This is a genomic window from Nitrospirillum amazonense (assembly GCF_007828045.1).
GTDB classification, from domain to species: domain Bacteria; phylum Pseudomonadota; class Alphaproteobacteria; order Azospirillales; family Azospirillaceae; genus Nitrospirillum; species Nitrospirillum amazonense_C.
Map to the genome: position 1 here is coordinate 556,416 of NZ_VITN01000002.1, position 19,878 is coordinate 576,293.

Below are 19,878 nucleotides of genomic sequence, written 5' to 3' on the forward strand. Positions count from 1 at the left end.
ATGGCGCGTCCCCCCTCAATCGCCCGTGCCCAGGGCCGCGTGCGGCCGGGCGTGACCTTCATGCGCCGCCTTGGCCTTGCCCCGGCGGTTCAGCCAGTCGTTCACCCGGTCCAGGTAGAGATAGACTACCGGCGTGGTGAACAGGGTCAGGATCTGGCTCAGGATCAGGCCGCCCACCATGGTGATGCCCAGCGGCTTGCGCAGTTCGGAGCCCGTGCCGTTCTCCAGCATCAGCGGCAGGGCGCCCAGCAGGGCCGCCATGGTGGTCATCATGATGGGGCGGAAGCGCAGCAGGCAGGCCTGGCGGATGGACTCGATGGGCGCCATGTGCTGTTCCCGTTCCGCCTGGATGGCGAAGTCCACCATCATGATGCCGTTCTTCTTCACGATGCCGATCAGCAGGATGATGCCGATGAGCGCGATGACCGACAGGTCGTAGTGGAAGATCATGAGCATCAGCAGGGCCCCCACGCCCGCCGACGGCAAGGTGGACAGGATGGTCAGCGGGTGGATGTAGCTTTCATACAGCATGCCCAGGATGATGTAGACGGCCACCAGCGCCGCGGCGATCAGGTAGGGCTGGGTCGCCAGCGAGGCCTGGAAGGCCTGGGCCGTGCCCTGGAAGGTGCCGTTGACCGAGGAGGGCATGCCCATCTCCGCCTGGGCCTGCTGGATGACCTGCACCGCCTCGCCCAGGGACACGCCGGGGGCCAGGTTGAACGACAGGGTCACCGCCGGGAACTGGCCCAGGTGGTTGATGGACAGGAAGTTCACATGGTTGGTGTCGTACTTCACGAAGGTGGACAGGGGCACCTGCTGACCGGTCACGGGTGACTTGATGTACAGCTTGTTCAGGGTGTCGGGGTTGGACTGCAACTCCGGCGTGATTTCCAGCACCACGTGATAGCTGTTCAGCTGGGTGAAGTACTGGGTCACCTGGCGCTGGCCGAAGGCGTCATAAAGCGTGCTGTCGATCAGCGAGGGCTGGATGCCGAACCGGGCGGCCTGGTCGCGGTCGATCACCAGGTTCAGGGTGGTGCCATTGGTCTGCTGGTCGGTGGCGACGTCGCGCAGCTGTGGCAGGCCCTGCAGCTTGGCCAGCAGCTTGGGCGCCCAGTCGTTCAGTTCGCCCAAATCGGCATCCTGCAGGGTGTATTGGTACTGCGTGCGGGCCAGCCGGCCACCCACGTTCAGATCCTGGCTGGCCTGCAGGAACAGGGTCGCGCCCTTGACCTTGGCCAGCTTGGGCCGCAGCCGGGCGATGATCTGGTCGGCCGAGGCGGTGCGCTGGTCGCGCGGCTTCAGGCCGATGACGATGAAGCCGTTGTTGATGGGCCGCCCGCCGCCGCCGACGGATGTGGCCCAGGCGGCCACATCCGGATCCTGGGCGACGATGTCGGTCAGCTGGTGCTGCAGCCGCACCATCTCGTTGAAGGACACGTCCTGCGAGGCGTCGGCCAGGCCGGCGATGATGCCGGTGTCCTGCTGGGGGAAGAAGCCCTTGGGAATGGCGACGTACAGCACCCCGGTGGCCGCCACCGTGGCGAAGAACACCATCAGGGTCAGGCGCTGGTGCCGCAGCACGAAGTCCAGGCCCCGGCCGTACTTGGCCACCAACCAGTCGAAGCAGCCCTCGATGAACAGGTAGGCCCTGCCGTGGCGGGCGTGCTTCTCATCCTTCAGGAACAAGGCGCTCATCATCGGCGACAGGGTCAGCGAGACGAAGGCGGAGACGGCGATGGTCATGGTGACGGTGATGGCGAACTCGCGCATCAGCCGGCCGACGATGCCGCCCATCAGCAGCAGGGGAATGAACACGGCCACCAGCGACACGCTGATGGACATGATGGTGAAACCGATCTCCCCGGCACCCTTCAGCGCCGCCTCCTTGGGCGACATCCCCTCCTCGATGTGGCGGTAGATGTTCTCCACCATCACGATGGCGTCATCGACGACGAAGCCCACGGCGATGGTCAGGCCCATCAGCGACAGGTTGTCCAGGCTGAAACCCAGCAGGTACATCAGCGCCGCGGTGCCGAACAGGGCCAGCGGCACGGTCACGCCGGGGATCAGCGTGGCCCACAGGTTGCGCAGGAACAGGAAGATGACCATGACCACCAGGAAGATGGTCAGCAGCAGGGTGAACTGGACGTCCTCCACCGAGGCCTTGATGGTGGTGGTGCGGTCGATGACCTTGTCCATCTTCACGCCCGGGGGCACCGCCGCCATCACCTGGGGCAGCATGGCCTCCACCTTCGACACGATGTCGATGATGTTGGCGCCGGGCTGCTTGAACACCTGCAGGATGATGCCGGGGCCGTTGTTCTGCCAGGCCAGCAGCTGGGTGTTTTCCGGCCCGTCCACCGCCACGCCGATGTCGCGGATGCGCACGGGCGCCCCGTTCTTATAAGCGACGATGACGTCGTTCCACGGCTCCGCCTTCAACAGCTGGTCGTTGTTGTAGATGACGAAGTTGTGGCTGACGCCGTTGATGGAACCCTTGGGCGCGTTGATGGTGGCCGTGGGGATGACCGCCGCGATGTCCTCAAGCTGCAGCCCCAGGGCCGCGATCTTGGCCGGATCGACCTGCACGCGCACGGCCGGCTTTTGCTGGCCGCCGATGGAGACCTGGCCCACGCCCGGGATCTGCGACAGGCGCTGGGCGATGACGTTCTCGGCGAAGTCGTCGACCGTGGTCAGGGGCAGGTTGTCGGAGTGGACCGAGTACACCAGGATGGAGCTGTCGGCCGGGTTGATCTTGCGGTAGGTCGGCGGCGACGGCAGGTTCTTGGGCAACTGGCCGCCGGCGGCGTCGATGGCGGTCTGCACGTCCTGCGCCGCGGCATCGATGTTGCGGTTCAGGTCGAACTGCAAGGTCACCTGGGTGCTGCCCAGGGTGCTGGTCGACGTCATCTGGCTGACGCCGGGGATGGCGGCGAATTGGGTTTCCAACGGCTGCGCCACGCTGGACGCCATGGTTTCCGGACTGGCGCCCGGCAGGTTGGCCGAGACCTGGATGGTGGGGAAGTCCACCTGCGGCAGCGGCGCCACCGGCAGCAGCGGATAGGCCACCATGCCCACCAGCAGCACGCCCAGCATCAGCAGCGAGGTGGCGATGGGCCGGGTGATGAAGGGGCTGGAGAGGCTCATGGCTGCTTGCCTTCCGTATTATTGGGGGTGGCGTCGGCCGTCTTGGCCTCGCCGGCCACCGTCACCTTGACGCCCGGTTGCAGGCGATAGGCGTTGCTGGTCGTGACGCGCTCACCGGCCTGCAGACCCTTGGCCACGACGACCATGTCGCCGGTGGTCTCGGCCGTTTCGATGGGCCGCATCTCCACGGTGGAATCCGGCTTCACGACATAGGCGTACAGGCCGTTGGGTCCGCGCTGCAGGGCGGCGCTGGGGATGGTCAGCGCGCCGCGGCGCGTCTGCTTCAGCAGCTTCACGTTCACGAACTGGCCCGGCCACAGGTGCTCATCGGTGTTGGGGAACTGGGCCTTCAGCCGCACGGTGCCGGTGGTGGGATCGATCTGGTTGTCCACCAGCATGACGGTGCCGCTGGCCAGGTCCGTCTTGCCGTCGCGCGACACGGCGGTGACGGTCAGGGGCCCCTGGGCCATGGCCTGGCTGACGGCCAAGCGGTCCTCCTCCGGCAGGGTGAAGATGACGGAGATGGGCTGCATCTGCGTCACCACCACGATGCCGGTGCCGCTGGCCGCGTGCAGGTTGTTGCCGGGATCGACCTGGCGGATGCCCGTCCGCCCCTGGATGGGGGAGGTGATGCGGGTGTAGTCCAGCTGGGTCCTGGCGTTGTCGATGGCGGCCTGGTCGCTCTTGATCTGGGCCTGCAGCTGATCGACCTGGGCCCTGGCCGTGTCCACCGTCTGCTTGCTGGCCAGGTTCTGTGGCGCCAGGCGGGTATAGCGTTCCAGGTCGGCGCGGGCGTTGGCCAGCTGCGCCTCGTCCTTGGCCTTGGTGGCCAGCGCCTGATCGTACGCCGCCTGGTACAGGCGCGGGTCGATCTGCGCCAGCAGGTCGCCCGGCTTCACCGTCTGCCCCTCGGTGAAGGCGACCTTGTCCAGCGCGCCATCGACGCGCGTCGTGACCGTCACCGTGTTCAGCGATTGGACGGAGCCCAGGCCCGCCAGGTAGACGGGGGCGTCGGCCGGGGTGGCCACGGCCGTATCCACGGCGACGGCGCCGCCGCCCTTGGCTGTCGGGGGGGCGGCCTTGCCGGTGGTGCTGGGCAACAGCTCGGCACCGGCGGCGGCGAGGATGAAGACGCCGCCCAGGCCGGCCATGACGGCGCGGGTGCGGCTGATGCGGATAGGCTTCAAGATGGGGTTCTCGCTCATGATGTCAGCTCTGCTTCCAGCCGCCGCCCAGGGCGTTGTACAAACCGACCAAGGCCTGCAGGCGGGCGAAGCGGGCCTGGACCAAGGCATCGTTGGCGGTGAACAAGGCGGTTTCGGTGTTCAGCACCGTCAGGACGGTGATGGTCCCGGCGGCCATCTGGGCCTGCGCCAGTTCATAAGCATGGCGCGCCGTGGCGGTCGCCTGTTCCTGCCGCGCCAGCTGTTCCGTCGTTTCGCGCACAGCGGTCAGCGCGTCCTCCACATTTCCGAAGGCGGCGCGGACGGACTTGCGATATGTCGCCACCAGTTCGTCATAGCGGGCCTGGGCGTTGGCGTACTGCCCTTCCAGCGCCCCCCCTTCGAAGATGGGCTGGGTCAGCCCGGCGGCCAGGGAGAACAAGGCGCTGCCCGGATCGAACAGGTGTGACAGGGCGTTGCTGGCATAGCCGCCGGAGGCCGTCAGGTCGATGCTGGGGAAGAAGGCGGCGCGGGCCACGGTGATGTTGGCGTTGGCCGCCTTCAGCAGCGCCTCCGCCTGGGCCACGTCGGGCCGGCGGGCCAGCAGTTCGGAGGGCAGGCCCGGCGTCACCTGGGGCAGCGCCAGCTTGGCCAGGGTATCGTCTTCCGACAGCTCCACCGCCTCCGGCATCCGGCCCAGCAGGATGGCCAGGGCGTGCACCGACTGGCGGTACTGCTGGCGCAGGGGCGGCAGCTTGGCGCTCAGGGTGGAAACGGTGGTTTCCTGCTGCGCCACGTCCAGCGCCGTGGCGATGCCGGCGTCCGCCTGGCGGCGCAACCCGTCCAGCGTGGCCTGGCCGTTGGCCAGGTTGTTCTCCGCCACCCGCACCTGCTCCCGCAGTTCCAGGGACTGGAAATAGCTGGTGGCCACGCTGCTCAGCACCGACAGGCGCACCGTCTCCAGATCGTAGCGGCTGGCATCCGCCGTGGCCAGGGCGGCGCTGGCCGTCGCCCGGTTCTTGCCCCAGAAGTCCAGCTCATAACTGGCGTTCAGGCCCACGCTGTGGGCGGTGGCGGTCTGGGCGGCACCCGCGCTTTTGGCCCGCTGGTGATCGACATCGGCGCTGGCGCCCACCGACGGCAGCAGGGCGGCACCCGCCACCTGCGCCTGGGCATCGGCCTCGCGCACCCGCGCCATGGCGGCGGCCAGGTCGTCGTTGGCCGTCTGCGCCTGGGCGATGTAGGCGTCCAGTTGGGCGGAGCCGAAACCCTTCCACCAGTCGGCCACCGGCCAGGCGGGGGCGTCCGCCTTCGGCGCGCCTTCCTGCCATGCCGCCGGCGGCGGGGTGTCGGGGCGCTGGTAATCCGGCCCCACGGAACAGCCGGCCAGCGCCAGCGCGGCAGCACCCGCCAGCCAGCACCGCGTGAGGGCGCGGAACCGGGGGGCGCGATAAGAGAGGGGGGAAGACATCGGCAGCATCGTCCAGATCGGGGGCATGTCGCGGAGGGCCAAGGGGCGCAAGGCCAAGGGTTGGTGCACCTTGGGCGGGACGCTAACGCCGGCGGGGTTTAGCCAGCGTGGGCGATTTATTAACTCCGCTTAATCTGGCCCCGCCTCATCCCCTACTTAGGTTTGCCCGTCCCCCAACCGAGGGGTGCACCCACCGCCATGGCAAGTGGCGGGAGCTGACGGATGAGGCATCAGGGGCTGGGCAGCGCCACCTTGTCCGGCAGGGCCATGCCGGGCGTCCAGCCGCTGTCGGCCAAGAAGGCCTTCGCGGTATCGGCGTCGATGGTCAGGATGCGGGCGATGGCCGCCCGCTTGTCCTTGGCGTGGACGTAGTAGGCCTTGGTGATGCGGTAGCCGACCCAATAGGCGAGATCCCCGGGCCGCTCCTCCGTGCCGACGCCGTTGTACAGCCACGGCTTCATGTTGGCCGTGTCCATGTCGGCGGCGAACTGGGTCTCCACCTCCGTCTCCCGGCCTTTGGTCCAGGCCTTGAGGCGGACATAGCCGACATTGCCGGAGATCAGTTCCGCCAGGAACTCCGCCCCGCCCTCGATCAGGCCGGGGAACAGCAGGATCGGGTGTCCCGGTTCCGCCTGGGCCGCCGGCTGCTGCACATGGATGTATTCGTGCGCCACCAGATGGACGAAGCGGTCCTCGGCATTCGGGTCCATCCAGCCGGCGCCGCACAGCGCCTCTAGCCCCACCAGCACGCCGGACGCGCTGGTGGTGCCGCCGGTGTTGCCCTGGCCCACCAGGATGGTGATGGGCGGGAATTTGGCCTGGGGATAGATCTGGCCCAAGCGAGGCAAGGCCTGAGCCAGGCGCCGCTTCACCGCTGGCAGCACGTCCAGGCAGGTCTTGGCGTCGGCGAACATCTGGGGGTGCCTTTCCATGGCAGCGGCCATGGATTCGCCCGTCAGGTGGCGCAGGCCGGTGAACTGCCGCAGCCCGTCGCTGCCATGGTCGAGATAGCCCTGCAAGGCCGCCGCCGTGGGCGCACCCCGGCCGGCGTCATACACGCGATAGAAGTCGATGACATCCTGGATGCGGATTTCAGGTGCGGCCGCCGACGCCGTGCCGCCCAGGGCGAATAGCCCGACCAATGCCAATCGCCAGGACCGCATTCCCACCCCCTGCCTTCGTTGCGGGGAATGATGGGTGGCGGCGGCGTGGCGCGCAAGCCTCACGGCACGCCGGGCCCGACGCGGCGGGGCTATACCGCCAGCTTGCCCAGGTACTCGGCGCTGAGGCGCGCCGCCTCCAGCCGGGGCCGGGCGAAGGGTGGTTCCTGCTCGACATAGAAATGGTTGATGCCGGCGGCGTGGGCGGCGGGCAGAATGCGGTGCCAGTCCAGTGTCCCGCCGCCGACCTCCGTCGGGTCCATCTTCAGCCGGGTGTTGGGGGCCGTGCCGGCCTTCAGATCCTTCACATGCATCAGGCGGAAGCGGCCGGGATGGGCCTGCAACAGCGCCACGGGATCCAAGCCGGCGGCGGCTACCCAGCCGGCATCCATCTCCATCTTCACCAGGTCCGGATCGGTTTCGGCCAGCAGGATATCGTAGCCGGTGGCCGTGCCGCCGGCTATGGCCGCGAATTCCGGATTGTGGTTGTGGTAGGCCAACTGCAGCCCGGCTTTCTTCAGGGCTGCCCCTTTCTCGTTGAGGAAGGCGGCCTGGGCCTTCCAATCGTCGGCGGTGAACTGCGACGCGACCCGGGCCAGGAAATCACCGAAGCCTTCGCCCGCCTGCAGCCCGCCCAGGCGCGCCGGGACGGTGAACATGGGCATGACGATGAACGTCAGCCCGATGGCGTGGGCATCGCGCACCAGCGCGTCCAGGTCACCGGATAGGCTGGGCGCCGGGCCCCTGCCCTGCGCATTGATATGGGCGCTTTCGCACACCAGGCCGGCGGCCTTCAGCGCCGCCGCCAAGTCGCCCGCCGTGTGGCCGTAGAAGCCCGGCAATTCCACCGCGCGATAGCCCATGTCCGCCACCGCCCTCAACGTGCCGGCCAGGTCCTTCTGCGCCAGGTCGCCCAGGGTATAGAGCTGCAGGCCGATGGGCAGGCCGTTGCCCTTGAAGAAGGGTATGGGGGCGGCGGTGGACAGCCGCGCCAAGCCCAGGCCGGCCAAGGCGGCGGCACCGCCGATGAAGGCGCGGCGGCTGGTTCGTATCGTGATCATGGGGCGTTTCCTCAGCTTGTTTTTATGATAGGCCCAGCAGGGCGCGGTTGCGGGCCGTGTCCACCCCGCTGGCGGCGAAATCGTCAAAGGCGCGTTCCGTCACCCGGATGATGTGGTCGCGGATGAAGGGCGCCCCTTCCCGGGCCCCATCCTCGGGATGCTTCAGGGCGCATTCCCATTCCAGCACGGCCCAGCCGGGGTAGTCGTACTGCGCCAGCTTGGCGAAGATGGCGCCGAAATCCACCTGCCCATCGCCTAAGGAGCGGAAGCGGCCCGGCCGTTCCACCCAGGGCAGATAGCCGCCATAGACGCCGGCGCGGCCATCGGGCCGGAATTCCGCGTCCTTCACATGGAAGGCGCGGATGCGGGAATGGTAGCGGTCGATGAAATCCAGGTAGTCCAGCTGCTGCAGGACGAAATGGCTGGGGTCGTACAGGATGGCGGCGCGGGGGTGGTGGTCCACCACGTCCAGGAAACGTTCGAAGGTGGCGCCGTCGAACAGATCCTCGCCGGGATGCAGCTCGAAGCAGAGATCGACGCCGGCGGCGTCGAAGGCGTCCAGGATGGGGCGCCAGCGGCGGCCCAGCTCGGCGAACGCCTCCTCCACCAATCCGGCGGGGCGCTGCGGCCAGGGATACATGTAGGGCCAGGCCAGGGCGCCGGAGAAGGTGGCGTGCGCCGTCAGACCCAGGTTGCGACTGACACGGGCCGCCAGCATCAGCTGGTTCACCGCCCAATCCCGCCGCGCATCCGGCCGGCCGCGCACCTGGGGCGGGGCGAAGCCGTCGAACAGGGTGTCATAGGCCGGGTGCACCGCCACCAGCTGGCCCTGCAGGTGGGTCGACAGCTCCGTCACCGCCACGCCGTTTTCCGCCAGCGTGCCGGCGAATTCCTGGGCATAGTCGACACTGTCCGCCGCCTTCTCCAAATCCAGCAGGCCGGTCGGCCCGGTGGGCACCTGCACGCCCTGGTATCCCAGGGAGGAGGCCCAGCCGGCCAGGCCGGCCACGGTGTCGAAGGGCGGGGTGTCGCCCGCGAACTGCGCCAGGAATATGCCCGGGCCCTTGATCGTTCTCATCGTGTGAATCCCCGCCGGAGTCCCTGTTACAGCTGAACCCACCCGGCGCCGTTGGCGGCCACGGCGCGGGCGACGAAGGCCATGCCGCGCAGCCCGTCCCGGATGGTGGGCACTTGCGTACCTTCAAGATCGCCGCCAGAGGCGATGGCGGCGGCGAAGTCGCGATAGATGTTGGCGAAGGCCTCGATGAAACCCTCGGGATGGCCGGTGGGCAGGCGTGCCGGCCCCCGCCCCGCCGGGCCCAGATAGGGTGCTGCCGCGTGCAGCGTCTGGGTGGGCCGGTCCAGCCAGTTGAGGGTCAGCACGTCCGGCCGTTCGTGGCACCAGTCCAGCCCGCCCCGAGTGCCATAGACGCGCAGGCGCAAGCCGTTGCGGTCCCCCGCCGCCACCTGGCTGGCCACCAGCACACCCGGCACGTCCTCACCGAACCGCAGCAGGATGTTGCAGTCGTCGTCCAACCGGCGGCCGGGCACCAGGCTGTTGAGGTCGGCGTTGAGGCGCGTCACGGCCAATCCGCTGACGAATTCCGCCGCGTTAAAGGCGTGCACGCCGATGTCGCCGATGCAGCCGCCCAGGCCCGATTGCGCCGGGTCCGCCCGCCAGGCGGCCTGGGCGTTGTCCGTCTTCTCCACCGCCTGCGCCAGCCAGCCCTGGGAATATTCCACCACCACCTTGCGGATGGCGCCCAGGTCGCCCCGCCGTACGATGGCCCGCGCCTCGCGCACCAGGGGATAGCCGGTGTAGGTGTAGGTCAGGCCGTAGAGGCGGCCGGTATCCGCCACCACCCGGGCCAGATCCTCCGCCTCTTCCAAGGTCGCGGTCGCAGGCTTGTCGCTCAACACGGAAAAGCCCGCCTCCAGCGCCGCCTTGGCCACCGGGAAATGCAAATGGTTGGGGGTGACGATGGCCACGAATTGCGCACCGTCGGGCCGCGCCGCCTCGGCCGCCAGCATCCGGCGATAGTCGCCATGGGCGCGGGCCGGGTCTATGCCATAGCCTGTGGCGGCGGCCTTGGACTTGGCCTCATCCCGGCTGAAGGCGCCGGCCACGAGGCGGATGCGGCCGTCCAGTTCGGCCGCCATGCGGTGCACCGGCCCGATGAAGGAACCGGGACCGCCGCCCACCATCGCCATGCGGATCACCGCGTCAGACATCACCCATCCCCCCTGACCATCCCATTCACCATCCCATTGAAGCGCGGCACCAATGGTGAAATCGATTACATGATCCTAGCAGTGAAGCCATGCCCTCGCAACTCTTGCAGGCAAGGCGGATCGAAAGCACCCTCCCATCCCATGCCGACCATCCAAGACGTGGCCCGCCGGGCCCGGGTTTCCACCGCCACCGTTTCCCGTGTCCTGAGCACCCCCGGGGTGGTCAGCGAGGCGACGCGCGAACGGGTCATGGCCGCCGTCGATGCCCTGGGCTATGAGCCCAACTACGCGGCCAAAAGCCTGCGCACCCTGCGCACGGCCAAGATCGTCGTGACGGTGCCCGACATCTCCAACCCCTTCTTCTCCAGCGTCATTCGCGGCGCGGAGGAGGCGGCGCAGGCCGCCGGCTATTCCGTGCTGCTGGGCGACACCCGCCACAGCACGGAGCGGGAGGAGCAGTACGCCGGCATGCTGCGCCGGAAAGAGGCGGACGGCCTGATCTTCCTGGGCCACCGCCTGCCCAACACCTTGGCCGAACTGATCGGCCGCCAGGGCGCCAGGGCGCCGGTGGTCAACGGCTGCGAGTTCAGCCCCGACCTGGGCGTGTCCAGCGCCCACATCGACAACGCGGCCGCGGCGGCGGAGGCCATGGACCTGCTGTACGGTCTGGGCCACCGGATCATCGGCGTCATCACCGGCCCCCTGGCCAGCCCCATCAGCCGCGACCGCCTGGAAGGCGTGCGGGCCTCCGCCGGCCGCCATGGCGCCGAGACCACCCTGCGCATCGCCACCGGCGACTTCTCCGTGGAATCGGGGGAGCGGGAGGCGCAGGGGCTGCTGGCCGGCGGCGACACGCCGACCGCCCTGTTCTGCTTCAGCGATGAGATGGCCATGGGCGCCCTGGCCGCCGCGCGCCGGGCAGGCCGCCGCTGCCCGGACGACCTGTCGCTGGTCGGCTTCGACGACATCCGCTTCGCCCGCTACCTGGACCCGGCGCTGACCACCGTCAGCCAGCCGATGGAGGAGCTGGGCCGGACGGCGGTGGCCCTGCTGCTGGATATCCTCGCCGGCCGCCAGACCGCCGCGCGCTCCGTCACCCTGCCGCATCACCTGGCGGTGCGCGGCAGCACAGGCCCGGCGCGGCGTTAGCGCGCGGCTTTGCGGCCAGGGCGCAGATGGATGAGGCAGGCGAGCACGGCAACGGCCGCCAGCACCTGGTGACCCCAGCTGGCATAGTCGTGCCAGTCCTCATCCCCCAGGTAGTAAAGGCCGTAGCCCGTCGCCACCAGGCTCAACACGGCGGTGATGAGGCCGCCGCCCGACAGACGGTGACGCCGCGCCCGCCAGGCCAGGCGCACGTGGTGCGGCAGGACGGAGCCGAAGGCCACCAGGGCCGCCATGACGGCCGCGCCGTGCAGCTTCATGCACCACGCCTCCACCGACCGCGCGGCGTGACCGTCCACCCCAATCAGGCCGTGGCCATAGTGCAGAACCATCCACGCCAGGCCGGTCAGGGCCACGGCCAGCATGGCGCGGTGCAGCCACCGCCGGTGCCCCCGGCTGAGGCCGAAGGCGGCCCCCCGAACGGTGTGGGCGGGCGATGGCGGAAAAACGGCCCCCGATTGCAGGGTCATGCGGCCACCCTTCCCTCCAGGCGCACGGCCTGGGCGCCGAAATCCTGGAGCCAGGCGGGCGATGGTGTGCCGGACAGCATCACCGCCTTGGTCAGCGCGTCCGCCGTGGCGCATTCATCGGCCAACACGGTGACGCTGGGGCCCACCGCCACGGCGCGGTTGTCACGCGGATCGATGATGGGCATGACCAGCCCATCCGCCGTGGAGCGCGCGGCGTAATAACCGGCGCTGGTGGCGATGGCGATATCCCGGAACTCCCCCAGGGACCAGTGCCGGGCGGGGTCGACCGGATCGCGCACCACCACCGGCTGGGGCGTGGCGCCGAACAGGCGCAGATCACCGCCGGCGTTTACCGCCCCGGCGCGCACGCCCCGCATCCGCAGGGCGTCCACCGCCCGGTCGACGGCATAGCCCTTGGCGATGCCACCCAGGTCCAGCCACAGCGGCCGGACGCCGCACGCGACGCCGTCCCCCACCACCAGATCGGCGATGCTGCCGCCCCGGGGGGCCGCCGCCAGGGGGGCGGGCAGGAAATCCAGGGCCGCCAGGGCGGGCGCCACCGCCGGATCGAACAGGCCGCCCGTCGCCCGGTGCAGGGCCTGGGCCCGGCGTAGGACGTCCGCCGTCCAGGGATGCAGGCTGACCGGCAGGCGATGGCCCAGCCGGTTCAGGCGCGACAGCTCGCTGTCCGGGTCATGGAAACTCATCAGCGCCTGCACTTGGGTGACCGCCGCGAAGGCGGCCGCCAACGCCGCCTCGACGCCACCGCCATGGGAGCTGTCGCAGGCGTCGATGCGGACCTCGACCAAGGTGCCCAGCAAGGGGCGGGCGCGGCGCGCCTCAGGGCTTGAGGGCGACATTCCAGGTGGCCAGCAGGCGGCGCACGCCGTCCGTCACATGCTTGGACGACAGGGTGGCGCCGGAAATGTTGGTGATGTCCCGGTCCAGCTTCAGCGGGCTGGCGGCCGTCTTACCGGTGAACTGCGCCCGCCAATCGCCGCCGCGCACTTCATGGCCATAGCTTTCCTTGTATTCCAGGATCTCCAGCCCCTGCACCGCGCCCGCCTGGGTGATGGCGAGCGCGATGGTGATGTACTCGTGCTTGCCCAGCACCTCATCGACGATGAAGGTGCCGCCGTCGCCGGCCCGCCAGGCCTGCACCGTCTTGTTGCGCACGTCCACGCCGCTCTGGCTTTCGATGGCATCGGCCTGGGCGCTGGTCAGGGTGACAGGCAGCGGTGTCAGCGCCTGGCCGGGGAACAGGGCCGCCTGGGCCTGTTCGGTAGTGAGGTAGACGGTAGCGGCCGCCGGTTGGGTCAGGACCAGGGCCGGGACCGCCAGGGCCAGGAGGGTGGCACGCATGGGCAAGGACACTCCCGCAAGGAAATAAGGCCGGCCCCGGGGATGCCGCCATCCCCAGGGCCGGTGGATAATGGAACGCCGCCGTCAGAAGGTCACGCCGACCTTCAGCCGCAGGCGGCGCTTTTCAAAATCATCGGCATAGGTCCGGCCGCTCTTCACAAAGCCCGGCGACGGGTTGGCCAAGTCTTGAGCGAAGGGCAGCTGTTCCAGATACGTCAGGTTCACAAAGAAGCGCTCGCCACCATAATGGATGGTGGGGCCGGCATAATAAGCGACGTTGGTGGCCGAACCCGACGTCCAGAAATGGAAGTTGGAGAACTCGCGCTCATTCTGAAACTCGACGCCGGCGTACCAGTTGGGCGCGAAGCGGTAGGAGGCGGCGAGCCCGAAATTGACGTCGGTCTCGTGGTCCCAGTGTTCCGACGCGTCGTTGGACAGCGGATCGGCGTCCGGGTCGCCGTTCAGGCGGCGCAATTCCTGCTCAACCGTCACGTTGGCCGCCACAACCAGCTGATCGTCCAGGAAGTTCTTCTGCACGATCAGACGGGATTCCAGTTCGCGCGTCTTGGGCCCCACCAGGGGCTCCACATACAGTGCCAGGCCGATGGGATCGGTGTAGGGGCTGAGCAGGCGCCAGATCAACTCAACCGAGGTGCCCTCGTACTTCGTCCCGTGGAAGCTGGCGGTGTCGCTGGCAGGGGTGTACTCGGCGAAGGTCTCGGGCACGGCGGTGTTGCCGTCCACGCCGTCCTGGCGGGCATGGGTCCAGGCGTAGTTGGCGTAGGCCGCGATCTGCAGATTGTCGGTCAGGCCGTACTCGACCTCCGTGCGGCCCTGCCACAGGCTGAAATCGCCCCCGGCCTTGCCCAGGCGGCCGGTCAGCCACTGCTCCGCCTCCACCTTGCCGGCGGGCAGCAGGTCGGTGGTGTAGATGTAGCCGAACAGCGGCTCCCCCGCCGTCGCCCGCGGCGCCGTGCCCAGGACGGTGCCGGCAAGGGCGCAGGCCAGCGCCATCCCGCACAGGCGGGGGTGAGACTGGGGGCGGGTCGTCTTGCGCGACATGCTGCCGAGGCTCCCTAAAAGTGCGAATAAGTCGCAGGAGCAATGGTCCGCGCCAGACGCCTCTGTCAATTCATAGTTTGGACACGCGACATATTGTCGCCGCAACAAGGGGTGGGCGGGGCATCGATACCCCACTGAGCGACAAAAGGGCGACGAAAGCGCCAAGACGGGCAGTGCGCCCCCCGTCATCCTTTGGCGCCCCTTCAGCCCTATGAGTTCAGATCATGGCCGGCCCTATCGCACGCCCGCTGGCGTTCCTGCTTCCCCTGGCGCTCACCACCGTCCTGGCGCTGGCGGTCCCGGCCGCCTGTATCGCTGGCTGCCGGCCAATTATACGACCGTAGGATTGACGCAGGCACGCTGGCACGCGACGGCGCCAGCCGCGCCGGCCCACGGTCATCGCCATCCGAGGCATGTTCAAATCCGGCGTGGGGTGTCCAAGCCGCGCGGGCGTGGTTCAGGCATCGTTCGGCCATCCGCCCCTTCCCGTTCAAGAGCCCCGCTATGATCCCTGTCCACATCCAGGCCATGCCGCCCCTGCGCCGCCGCAGCGGCCGAAAGGGGGCCTGAGCCATGGGCCCCTTGCGCATCCGCGTCGTCGGCGGATCCATCGGCGGGCTGTCGGCCGCCGCCCTGTTGCGGCAGGACGGGCATGAGGTCCGCATTTACGAGCGGTCGGCCGGCGGCCTGGCCGGTCGGGGCGCCGGCTTGGTCAGTCAGCGGGAACTGTTCGCCCTGCTGCGCGCCGTGGGATGCGAGCATGTGGCCCGCATCGGCGTGGTCGCGTTCGAGCGCATCTATTTCGACCGTGACGGCGGCATCGCCGAGCGCCACGCCACCCCGCAAACCCAGATCTCCTGGGATCATCTCTACCGGACCCTGCGGGCCAAGGTGCCCGACGACAGCTACATCCTGGGCCGGGCCGTGCGCGCCGTGACTCAAGGCCCGCGAGGCGCCCGTCTGCTGTTCGGCGACGGCGGGGAAGAAGAGGCCGACCTGGTCATCGGCGCCGACGGCCTGGGGTCGGTCGTGCGCCCGGTCGTGACCGGCGGCCCCGCGCCCAACAGCTATGCCGGCTATGTCGCCTGGCGCGGCCTGTTCCCGGAGGACCGGCTGCCGGCGGAGGCCGCCGTGTTGCGCGACCGGTTCGCCTTCTACACGATGCCCCGGTCCCACGCCCTGGGCTACCTGGTGCCGGGACCGGGCGGCGAGACGGTGCCGGGCCAGCGGCGGTACAATTGGGTCTGGTATCGGCCAGTGCCGGTGGCGGCCCTGGAGGCGACGCTGACCGATGTGGAGGGCCGGCCCCACCCCCATTCCCTGGCCCCGGGCCAGGTGCGGGCGCAGGCAGCGGCAGCCCTGCGGGCGGACGCCGCGCGGCTGTTGCCGCCCCCCTTCGCCGCCGTCGTGGTGGCGGAACCCGAACCCTTCATCCAGGCCATTTTCGATTACGAGGCGCCGGTGATGGCCACGGGTCCTGTCGCCCTGCTGGGGGACGCCGCCTTCGTGGCGCGGCCGCACACCGCCATGGGCGTGGCCAAGGCCGCCGGCGACGCCATGGCGCTGCGCCGCCATCTGGCCGAGGCACCCGGCGTCACCGACGCCCTGGCGCTGTACAGTCATGAGCGCTGTGCCGCCGGTTCCGCCATCACCGCCTATGGTCGCCGCCTCGGCGCGGCATTGGAGTGATCCCCATGGATACGACCGCGACGCCCCCTGGAAACGCCCCGGCCGGCCACCCCTGGCTGCCTTCCGTGCTGCGCACCCTGGTCCTGGCCGGCGCCGGCGTGCTGGTGTGGGTGGTGGCCGGGCACTGGGACCGCTGGCTGGGCGGCGCCCGCCACCAGTCATCTTCCGACGCCTACTTGACCGGCGACCTGACGCCCCTGTCGGCCAAGGTCGCCGGCTATGTCCAGACGGTCGCGGTGGATGATTTCCAGGCGGTGCGCAAGGGCGACCTGATCGCCCAGATCGAGCCGTCGGACTATCAGGCCCAGCTGGATCTGGCCCAGGCCAGCCTGGCGGCGGCCCAGGCGGCGCTGGCCAACCTGGCCAACCAGAAGGACGTGCAGCGCGCCCTGGTCCATCAGGCGGAGGCCGGCATCGCCGGCGCCACCGCCGACGTGACCCGCACCCGGCTGGAAGCGGCACGCCAGCGCGACCTGCTGCGCACCAGGATCGCCGGGACGGAACAGAAGGTGGAGCAGGCCGACGCCGACGCGGCCAAGGCGGTGGCCCAATCGCAACTGGCCACCGCCCAGCTGGCCCAGCAGAAGGCCCAGCTGGCCAGCCTGGACGTGCAGGAGCGGCAGCTGACGGCACAGGTGCGGGAGGGTGAGGCGCAGTTGGCCCTGGCACGCAACAACCTGGCCTATACCCGCATCGTCGCCCCCGCCGACGGCATGGTGGGCCAGCGCCAGGTGCGACCAGGGCAGTTCGTCAACGTCGGCACGCAGGTCATCGGGGTCATGGCCCTGCCCAAGGTGTGGGTGGTGGCCAACTACAAGGAAACCCAGATGACCCACGTGCGGGTGGGCGACCCCGCCACGGTGACGGTGGACGCCTTCCCCGACCTGAGGCTGCACGGCCATGTCGATAGCTGGTCCCCCGGCACCGGCAGCGTCTTCACCCTGCTGCCGCCGGACAACGCCACCGGCAACTTCACCAAGGTGGTGCAGCGCGTGCCGGTGAAGATCGTTCTCGACCCCGTGCCGGCCCTGGGCACCCTGGTGCGGCCGGGCATGTCGGTCGTCTCCACCATCGATGTGAATGACCGTCAATGACCGCCGCCGCGCCCGCCGCACCGCACCCCTGGCCGACGCTGGACGGCGCGCGGGCCTATATCGGCATCCTGGGGGTGCTGCTGGGCGCGCTGCTGTCCACCCTGGGCGCCCGCGTCACCACCTTCGGCCTGAGCGACCTGCGCGGCGGCCTGCACGCCGGCTTCGACGAGGGCGCCTGGATCACCACCGCCTATGGCGTCGGGCAGATGGTGGTCGGGGTGGCCTGCCCCTACCTGGGCACCATGTTCGGTGCCCGCCGGGTGCTGTTCGCCGGCATCGGCCTGTTCTTCGTGGCCAGCCTGCTGGCACCGCTGTCGCCCAACCTGTCGGCCTATCTGGCCATGCAGTTCCTGTCGGGCCTGGGGGCCGGCACCTTCATTCCCCTGACCATCCGCTTCATCGTGCTGAACCTTCCGGCGCGGCTGACGCTGTACGGCCTGGCCGCCTATGCCATGAATTCGGAGTTCTCGCAGAACATCGGCGCGGCGCTGGAGGGCTGGTACGCCGAGAACTGGTCCATCGCCTGGCTGAACTGGCAGTACTGCCTGGTCCTGCCCCTCATGTTCCTGTGCGTGTGGATCGGCGTCCCCCGGGAGCCGCTGAATACCGACCTGCTGAAGCAGCACGACTGGCCGGGTGTTGCCTACGCCGCCGTGGGCTTCGGCCTGCTGTACGCGGGATTGGACCAAGGCAACCGGCTGGACTGGACGGGCAACGGCCTGGTGGTGGGCCTGTTGGTGGCGGGCGGCCTGGTCACCGCCTTGTTCGCGGTGCGCGAGCTGATCATCAGCCGCCGCCCCTTCCTGAACCTGCGCCTGATGCTGCGCGGCAACCTGTTCGTGCTGATGCTGCTGCTGGCCGGTTTCCGCTTCATCATCCTGTCCACCGCCTACATCATCCCCGTCTATCTGCAAGTGGTGCAGAACTTCCGCGAGCTGCAGGTGGGCCCGGTGCTGCTGTTCATAGCATTGCCCCAGTTCGCCCTGATCCTGCCGCTGGGCTGGCTGCTGGCGCGGATGGATGGTCGCTGGGTGCTGGCCGTCGGTGCCCTGCTGATCGCCATCGCCTGCCTGCAGGCCACCAGCCTGACCAGCCAGTGGGCCACCCTGGACTTCCTCCCGTCCCAGGCCTTGCAGGCAGTGGGGCAGTGCCTGGCGCTGACCGCCCTGGTGGTGCTGGTGGTGCGGAACATCACGCCGGCCGACGCCATTTCCATCGGCGCCCTGCTGCAGGCCGCCCGCCTGTTCGGCGGCGAGATCGGCGTCGCCTTCATGCAGACCTTCGTGCGCATGCGCGAACAGTTGCATTCCAACCTGCTGGGCCTGCATGTCGACCCCTTGGCCGGCGCCACGGCCGACCGGCTGGCGCGATCACAGGCCGTGCTGTCCGCCCATGGCGTCGACCCCGTTTCCGGGGCCACCCGGCTGCTGGCCGGCACGGTGGCGCAGCAGGCCTCGGTCTTGGCCTATATCGACGGTTTCGCGGCGGCGGCGGCCGGCGCCTTCGCCTGCGTCGCGCTGGCCGCCTGGCTGCGACCACCGCCGGCCAAGGCTTGAACACAAGGCGAGCGTGCGCGTAACGCACGGACTGTCCGGCCTGCGCAAGGCCCTGGGCGACGACGGCCAGGTCCAGGACGCGGCCACCCTACTGTCCTATCCCGCCGCCGCCCTGTTCTTCGAGCGGGCCTGTCACACCCTGGCCGGCGCCTACGCGGACAGCCTGGCAGCGGCCTTCGCCCGCCGCGTCGGGTCCGATGGCGGACCGCCCCCACAAACCGGCGTAGGGGGCTAGCAAACCTAGGTATGGGATGTTCCAGGGCATGCGAAGGGGCACCGTAGCGGCGTCAACACGCCCTGCCAGGAGCCTGTCCCATGCAAGCGCACCTCCGGACCCCGACGCGGCCCCTTCCCTTCGCCACCGCCCCGCTGGCGTCATCCCCCTTGGCCCCCTTGGCCCCCTTGGCCCCCTTGGCCCCCTTGGCCCCCTTGGCCCCCTTGGCCCCCGTGGCCCCCCGGTCCCATGCCGCCCCGTGGGACGACCGCCGCATCGTCACGCTGGTCACCGCCGCCCAGGCGGCGCTGGACCACGACCTGGAACGGGCGCGCGGCTGCCTGGACCAGCTAGCCGCGCTGCTGGACGGCACGGAAAAGGCGCCGGTGGATGAGGCCATCCTGCTGCCGGCGGCGGGCGCGTCCAACACCGGGGCCAGCAAGGGCGGCCTGGCCCCCTGGCAGTTGCGCTGCGTCATGGGCCATATCCAGGCCAACCTGGGCCGGCCCCTGCCGGTGGACCAGCTGGCCGGCCTGGCCAACCTCAGCACCAACCACTTCACCCGGGCCTTTCGTGCCAGCGTCGGCGAGACGCCGCACACCTATGTGGTCAAGCGCCGCGTGCGGCAGGCCCAGATCCTGATGCTGACCACCGACCAGCCGCTGAGCGAGATCGCCTATGGCTGCGGCATGGCCGACCAGGCGCACCTGACCCGGCTGTTCCGCCAGTTCGTGGGGGAAACGCCGCTGCGCTGGCGGCGCACGTGGCGGCGACCACCGCACGGCCGGGACAATTGACGGCGCCTGTTCCGGTTTACGGTGGCGGTCGCAGCGTTCCGGACAACGGCCGCCCCTTGCCGGCCTAACCTTCAAAGCATCGGCACCTCCAACAAGACCGACAACCGTCCATCGGCGAAAGATCACCGGGATGGTGATGTTCCGCCCGGCGCCAGATGCGCGACCCCGATGCGCGCCCCGGATGCGCGCCCCGGATGCGCGACGGGGAACACCCGGTTACGGGACCGGCTTTA

At 69.4% G+C, this 19,878-nt stretch carries 17 protein-coding genes; 6 read left to right on the plus strand and 11 right to left on the minus strand.

From position 1 onward, the window contains the following. Window positions 1-15: 15 nt before the first annotated feature. From FBZ89_RS04920 to FBZ89_RS04950, 7 genes are all read right to left on the minus strand, one after another. Window positions 16-3,150: a multidrug efflux RND transporter permease subunit gene (locus FBZ89_RS04920; RefSeq protein WP_145748885.1), complete on the minus strand. Its 3,135-nt coding sequence runs from the start codon at window positions 3,148-3,150 to the stop codon at window positions 16-18. Further along, window positions 3,147-4,355, minus strand: a complete 1,209-nt coding sequence (locus tag FBZ89_RS04925; RefSeq protein ID WP_246172040.1) for an efflux RND transporter periplasmic adaptor subunit — start codon at window positions 4,353-4,355, stop codon at window positions 3,147-3,149. The genes FBZ89_RS04920 and FBZ89_RS04925 overlap by 4 nt, the downstream gene beginning before the upstream one ends. Before the next feature lie 4 nt (window positions 4,356-4,359). Beyond that, window positions 4,360-5,784, minus strand: a complete 1,425-nt coding sequence (locus FBZ89_RS04930; protein WP_145748886.1) for an efflux transporter outer membrane subunit — start codon at window positions 5,782-5,784, stop codon at window positions 4,360-4,362. Between the two features lie 230 nt (window positions 5,785-6,014). Beyond that, window positions 6,015-6,947 (minus strand): DUF2268 domain-containing putative Zn-dependent protease, encoded by a 933-nt coding sequence (locus FBZ89_RS04935; protein WP_145748887.1) that lies wholly within the window; start codon window positions 6,945-6,947, stop codon window positions 6,015-6,017. Window positions 6,948-7,036: 89 nt separating this feature from the next. Next, entirely contained in the window at window positions 7,037-8,005 is a 969-nt protein-coding gene (locus FBZ89_RS04940) for a sugar phosphate isomerase/epimerase family protein (RefSeq protein WP_145748888.1), read from the minus strand. Window positions 8,006-8,027: 22 nt separating this feature from the next. Next, window positions 8,028-9,083, minus strand: a complete 1,056-nt coding sequence (locus FBZ89_RS04945) for a sugar phosphate isomerase/epimerase family protein (protein WP_145748889.1) — start codon at window positions 9,081-9,083, stop codon at window positions 8,028-8,030. Between the two features lie 26 nt (window positions 9,084-9,109). After that, a complete protein-coding gene (locus FBZ89_RS04950; protein ID WP_145748890.1) occupies window positions 9,110-10,237 on the minus strand; it encodes a Gfo/Idh/MocA family protein in 1,128 nt (375 codons plus the stop codon). 141 nt (window positions 10,238-10,378) lie between these two features. Here FBZ89_RS04950 and FBZ89_RS04955 point away from each other — a divergent pair, with 141 nt between their 5' ends. Further along, entirely contained in the window at window positions 10,379-11,386 is a 1,008-nt protein-coding gene (locus tag FBZ89_RS04955) for a LacI family DNA-binding transcriptional regulator (protein ID WP_145748891.1), read from the plus strand. Here FBZ89_RS04955 and FBZ89_RS04960 read toward each other — a convergent pair. The 4 genes from FBZ89_RS04960 to FBZ89_RS04975 form a co-directional block, all read right to left on the minus strand. After that, window positions 11,383-11,871, minus strand: coding sequence for a hypothetical protein (locus tag FBZ89_RS04960; protein ID WP_145748892.1), 489 nt, complete (start codon window positions 11,869-11,871; stop codon window positions 11,383-11,385). The two genes, FBZ89_RS04955 and FBZ89_RS04960, sit on opposite strands and share 4 nt — an antisense overlap. Next, a complete protein-coding gene (locus tag FBZ89_RS04965; RefSeq protein WP_145748893.1) occupies window positions 11,868-12,731 on the minus strand; it encodes an FAD:protein FMN transferase in 864 nt (287 codons plus the stop codon). Before FBZ89_RS04965 ends, FBZ89_RS04960 begins: the two co-directional genes overlap by 4 nt. Beyond that, window positions 12,712-13,233, minus strand: coding sequence for an FMN-binding protein (locus FBZ89_RS04970; protein ID WP_145748894.1), 522 nt, complete (start codon window positions 13,231-13,233; stop codon window positions 12,712-12,714). Before FBZ89_RS04970 ends, FBZ89_RS04965 begins: the two co-directional genes overlap by 20 nt. A gap of 84 nt (window positions 13,234-13,317) precedes the next feature. Next, window positions 13,318-14,295: a DUF6662 family protein gene (locus FBZ89_RS04975; RefSeq protein ID WP_145748895.1), complete on the minus strand. Its 978-nt coding sequence runs from the start codon at window positions 14,293-14,295 to the stop codon at window positions 13,318-13,320. A gap of 573 nt (window positions 14,296-14,868) precedes the next feature. On the opposite strand from FBZ89_RS04975, the gene FBZ89_RS04980 reads away from it, so the two are divergent. From FBZ89_RS04980 to FBZ89_RS31860, 5 genes are all read left to right on the plus strand, one after another. Then, window positions 14,869-15,984 carry an FAD binding domain-containing protein gene (locus FBZ89_RS04980; RefSeq protein WP_145748896.1) on the plus strand — a complete coding sequence of 372 codons (1,116 nt, stop codon included), beginning with the start codon at window positions 14,869-14,871 and terminating at the stop codon, window positions 15,982-15,984. A 5-nt stretch (window positions 15,985-15,989) separates the two neighbouring features. Further along, window positions 15,990-17,078, plus strand: coding sequence for an HlyD family secretion protein (locus tag FBZ89_RS04985; RefSeq protein ID WP_246172041.1), 1,089 nt, complete (start codon window positions 15,990-15,992; stop codon window positions 17,076-17,078). Next, on the plus strand, window positions 17,075-18,634 hold the full coding sequence (locus tag FBZ89_RS04990; RefSeq protein ID WP_145748897.1) for an MFS transporter: 1,560 nt from the start codon (window positions 17,075-17,077) through the stop codon (window positions 18,632-18,634). The genes FBZ89_RS04985 and FBZ89_RS04990 overlap by 4 nt, the downstream gene beginning before the upstream one ends. A gap of 13 nt (window positions 18,635-18,647) precedes the next feature. Further along, a complete protein-coding gene (locus tag FBZ89_RS04995) occupies window positions 18,648-18,869 on the plus strand; it encodes a hypothetical protein (RefSeq protein ID WP_145748898.1) in 222 nt (73 codons plus the stop codon). 80 nt (window positions 18,870-18,949) lie between these two features. Then, window positions 18,950-19,645 (plus strand): helix-turn-helix domain-containing protein, encoded by a 696-nt coding sequence (locus tag FBZ89_RS31860; RefSeq protein WP_145748899.1) that lies wholly within the window; start codon window positions 18,950-18,952, stop codon window positions 19,643-19,645. Window positions 19,646-19,878 lie beyond the last annotated feature (233 nt).

Bases quoted from the DNA above. Each gene is read 5' to 3' on its own strand.
- FBZ89_RS04945 (WP_145748889.1), bottom strand. From the start codon at position 9,083: ATGAGAACGATCAAGGGCCCGGGCATATTCCTGGCGCAGTTCGCGGGC.
- FBZ89_RS04970 (WP_145748894.1), bottom strand. From the start codon at position 13,233: ATGCGTGCCACCCTCCTGGCCCTGGCGGTCCCGGCCCTGGTCCTGACC.
- FBZ89_RS04955 (WP_145748891.1), top strand. From the start codon at position 10,379: ATGCCGACCATCCAAGACGTGGCCCGCCGGGCCCGGGTTTCCACCGCC.
- FBZ89_RS31860 (WP_145748899.1), top strand. From the start codon at position 18,950: ATGCAAGCGCACCTCCGGACCCCGACGCGGCCCCTTCCCTTCGCCACC.
- FBZ89_RS04935 (WP_145748887.1), bottom strand. From the start codon at position 6,947: ATGCGGTCCTGGCGATTGGCATTGGTCGGGCTATTCGCCCTGGGCGGC.
- FBZ89_RS04965 (WP_145748893.1), bottom strand. From the start codon at position 12,731: ATGTCGCCCTCAAGCCCTGAGGCGCGCCGCGCCCGCCCCTTGCTGGGC.
- FBZ89_RS04980 (WP_145748896.1), top strand. From the start codon at position 14,869: ATGGGCCCCTTGCGCATCCGCGTCGTCGGCGGATCCATCGGCGGGCTG.
- FBZ89_RS04925 (WP_246172040.1), bottom strand. From the start codon at position 4,355: ATGAGCGAGAACCCCATCTTGAAGCCTATCCGCATCAGCCGCACCCGC.
- FBZ89_RS04990 (WP_145748897.1), top strand. From the start codon at position 17,075: ATGACCGCCGCCGCGCCCGCCGCACCGCACCCCTGGCCGACGCTGGAC.
- FBZ89_RS04930 (WP_145748886.1), bottom strand. From the start codon at position 5,784: ATGTCTTCCCCCCTCTCTTATCGCGCCCCCCGGTTCCGCGCCCTCACG.
- FBZ89_RS04940 (WP_145748888.1), bottom strand. From the start codon at position 8,005: ATGATCACGATACGAACCAGCCGCCGCGCCTTCATCGGCGGTGCCGCC.
- FBZ89_RS04950 (WP_145748890.1), bottom strand. From the start codon at position 10,237: ATGTCTGACGCGGTGATCCGCATGGCGATGGTGGGCGGCGGTCCCGGT.
- FBZ89_RS04975 (WP_145748895.1), bottom strand. From the start codon at position 14,295: ATGTCGCGCAAGACGACCCGCCCCCAGTCTCACCCCCGCCTGTGCGGG.
- FBZ89_RS04985 (WP_246172041.1), top strand. From the start codon at position 15,990: ATGGATACGACCGCGACGCCCCCTGGAAACGCCCCGGCCGGCCACCCC.
- FBZ89_RS04920 (WP_145748885.1), bottom strand. From the start codon at position 3,150: ATGAGCCTCTCCAGCCCCTTCATCACCCGGCCCATCGCCACCTCGCTG.
- FBZ89_RS04960 (WP_145748892.1), bottom strand. From the start codon at position 11,871: ATGACCCTGCAATCGGGGGCCGTTTTTCCGCCATCGCCCGCCCACACC.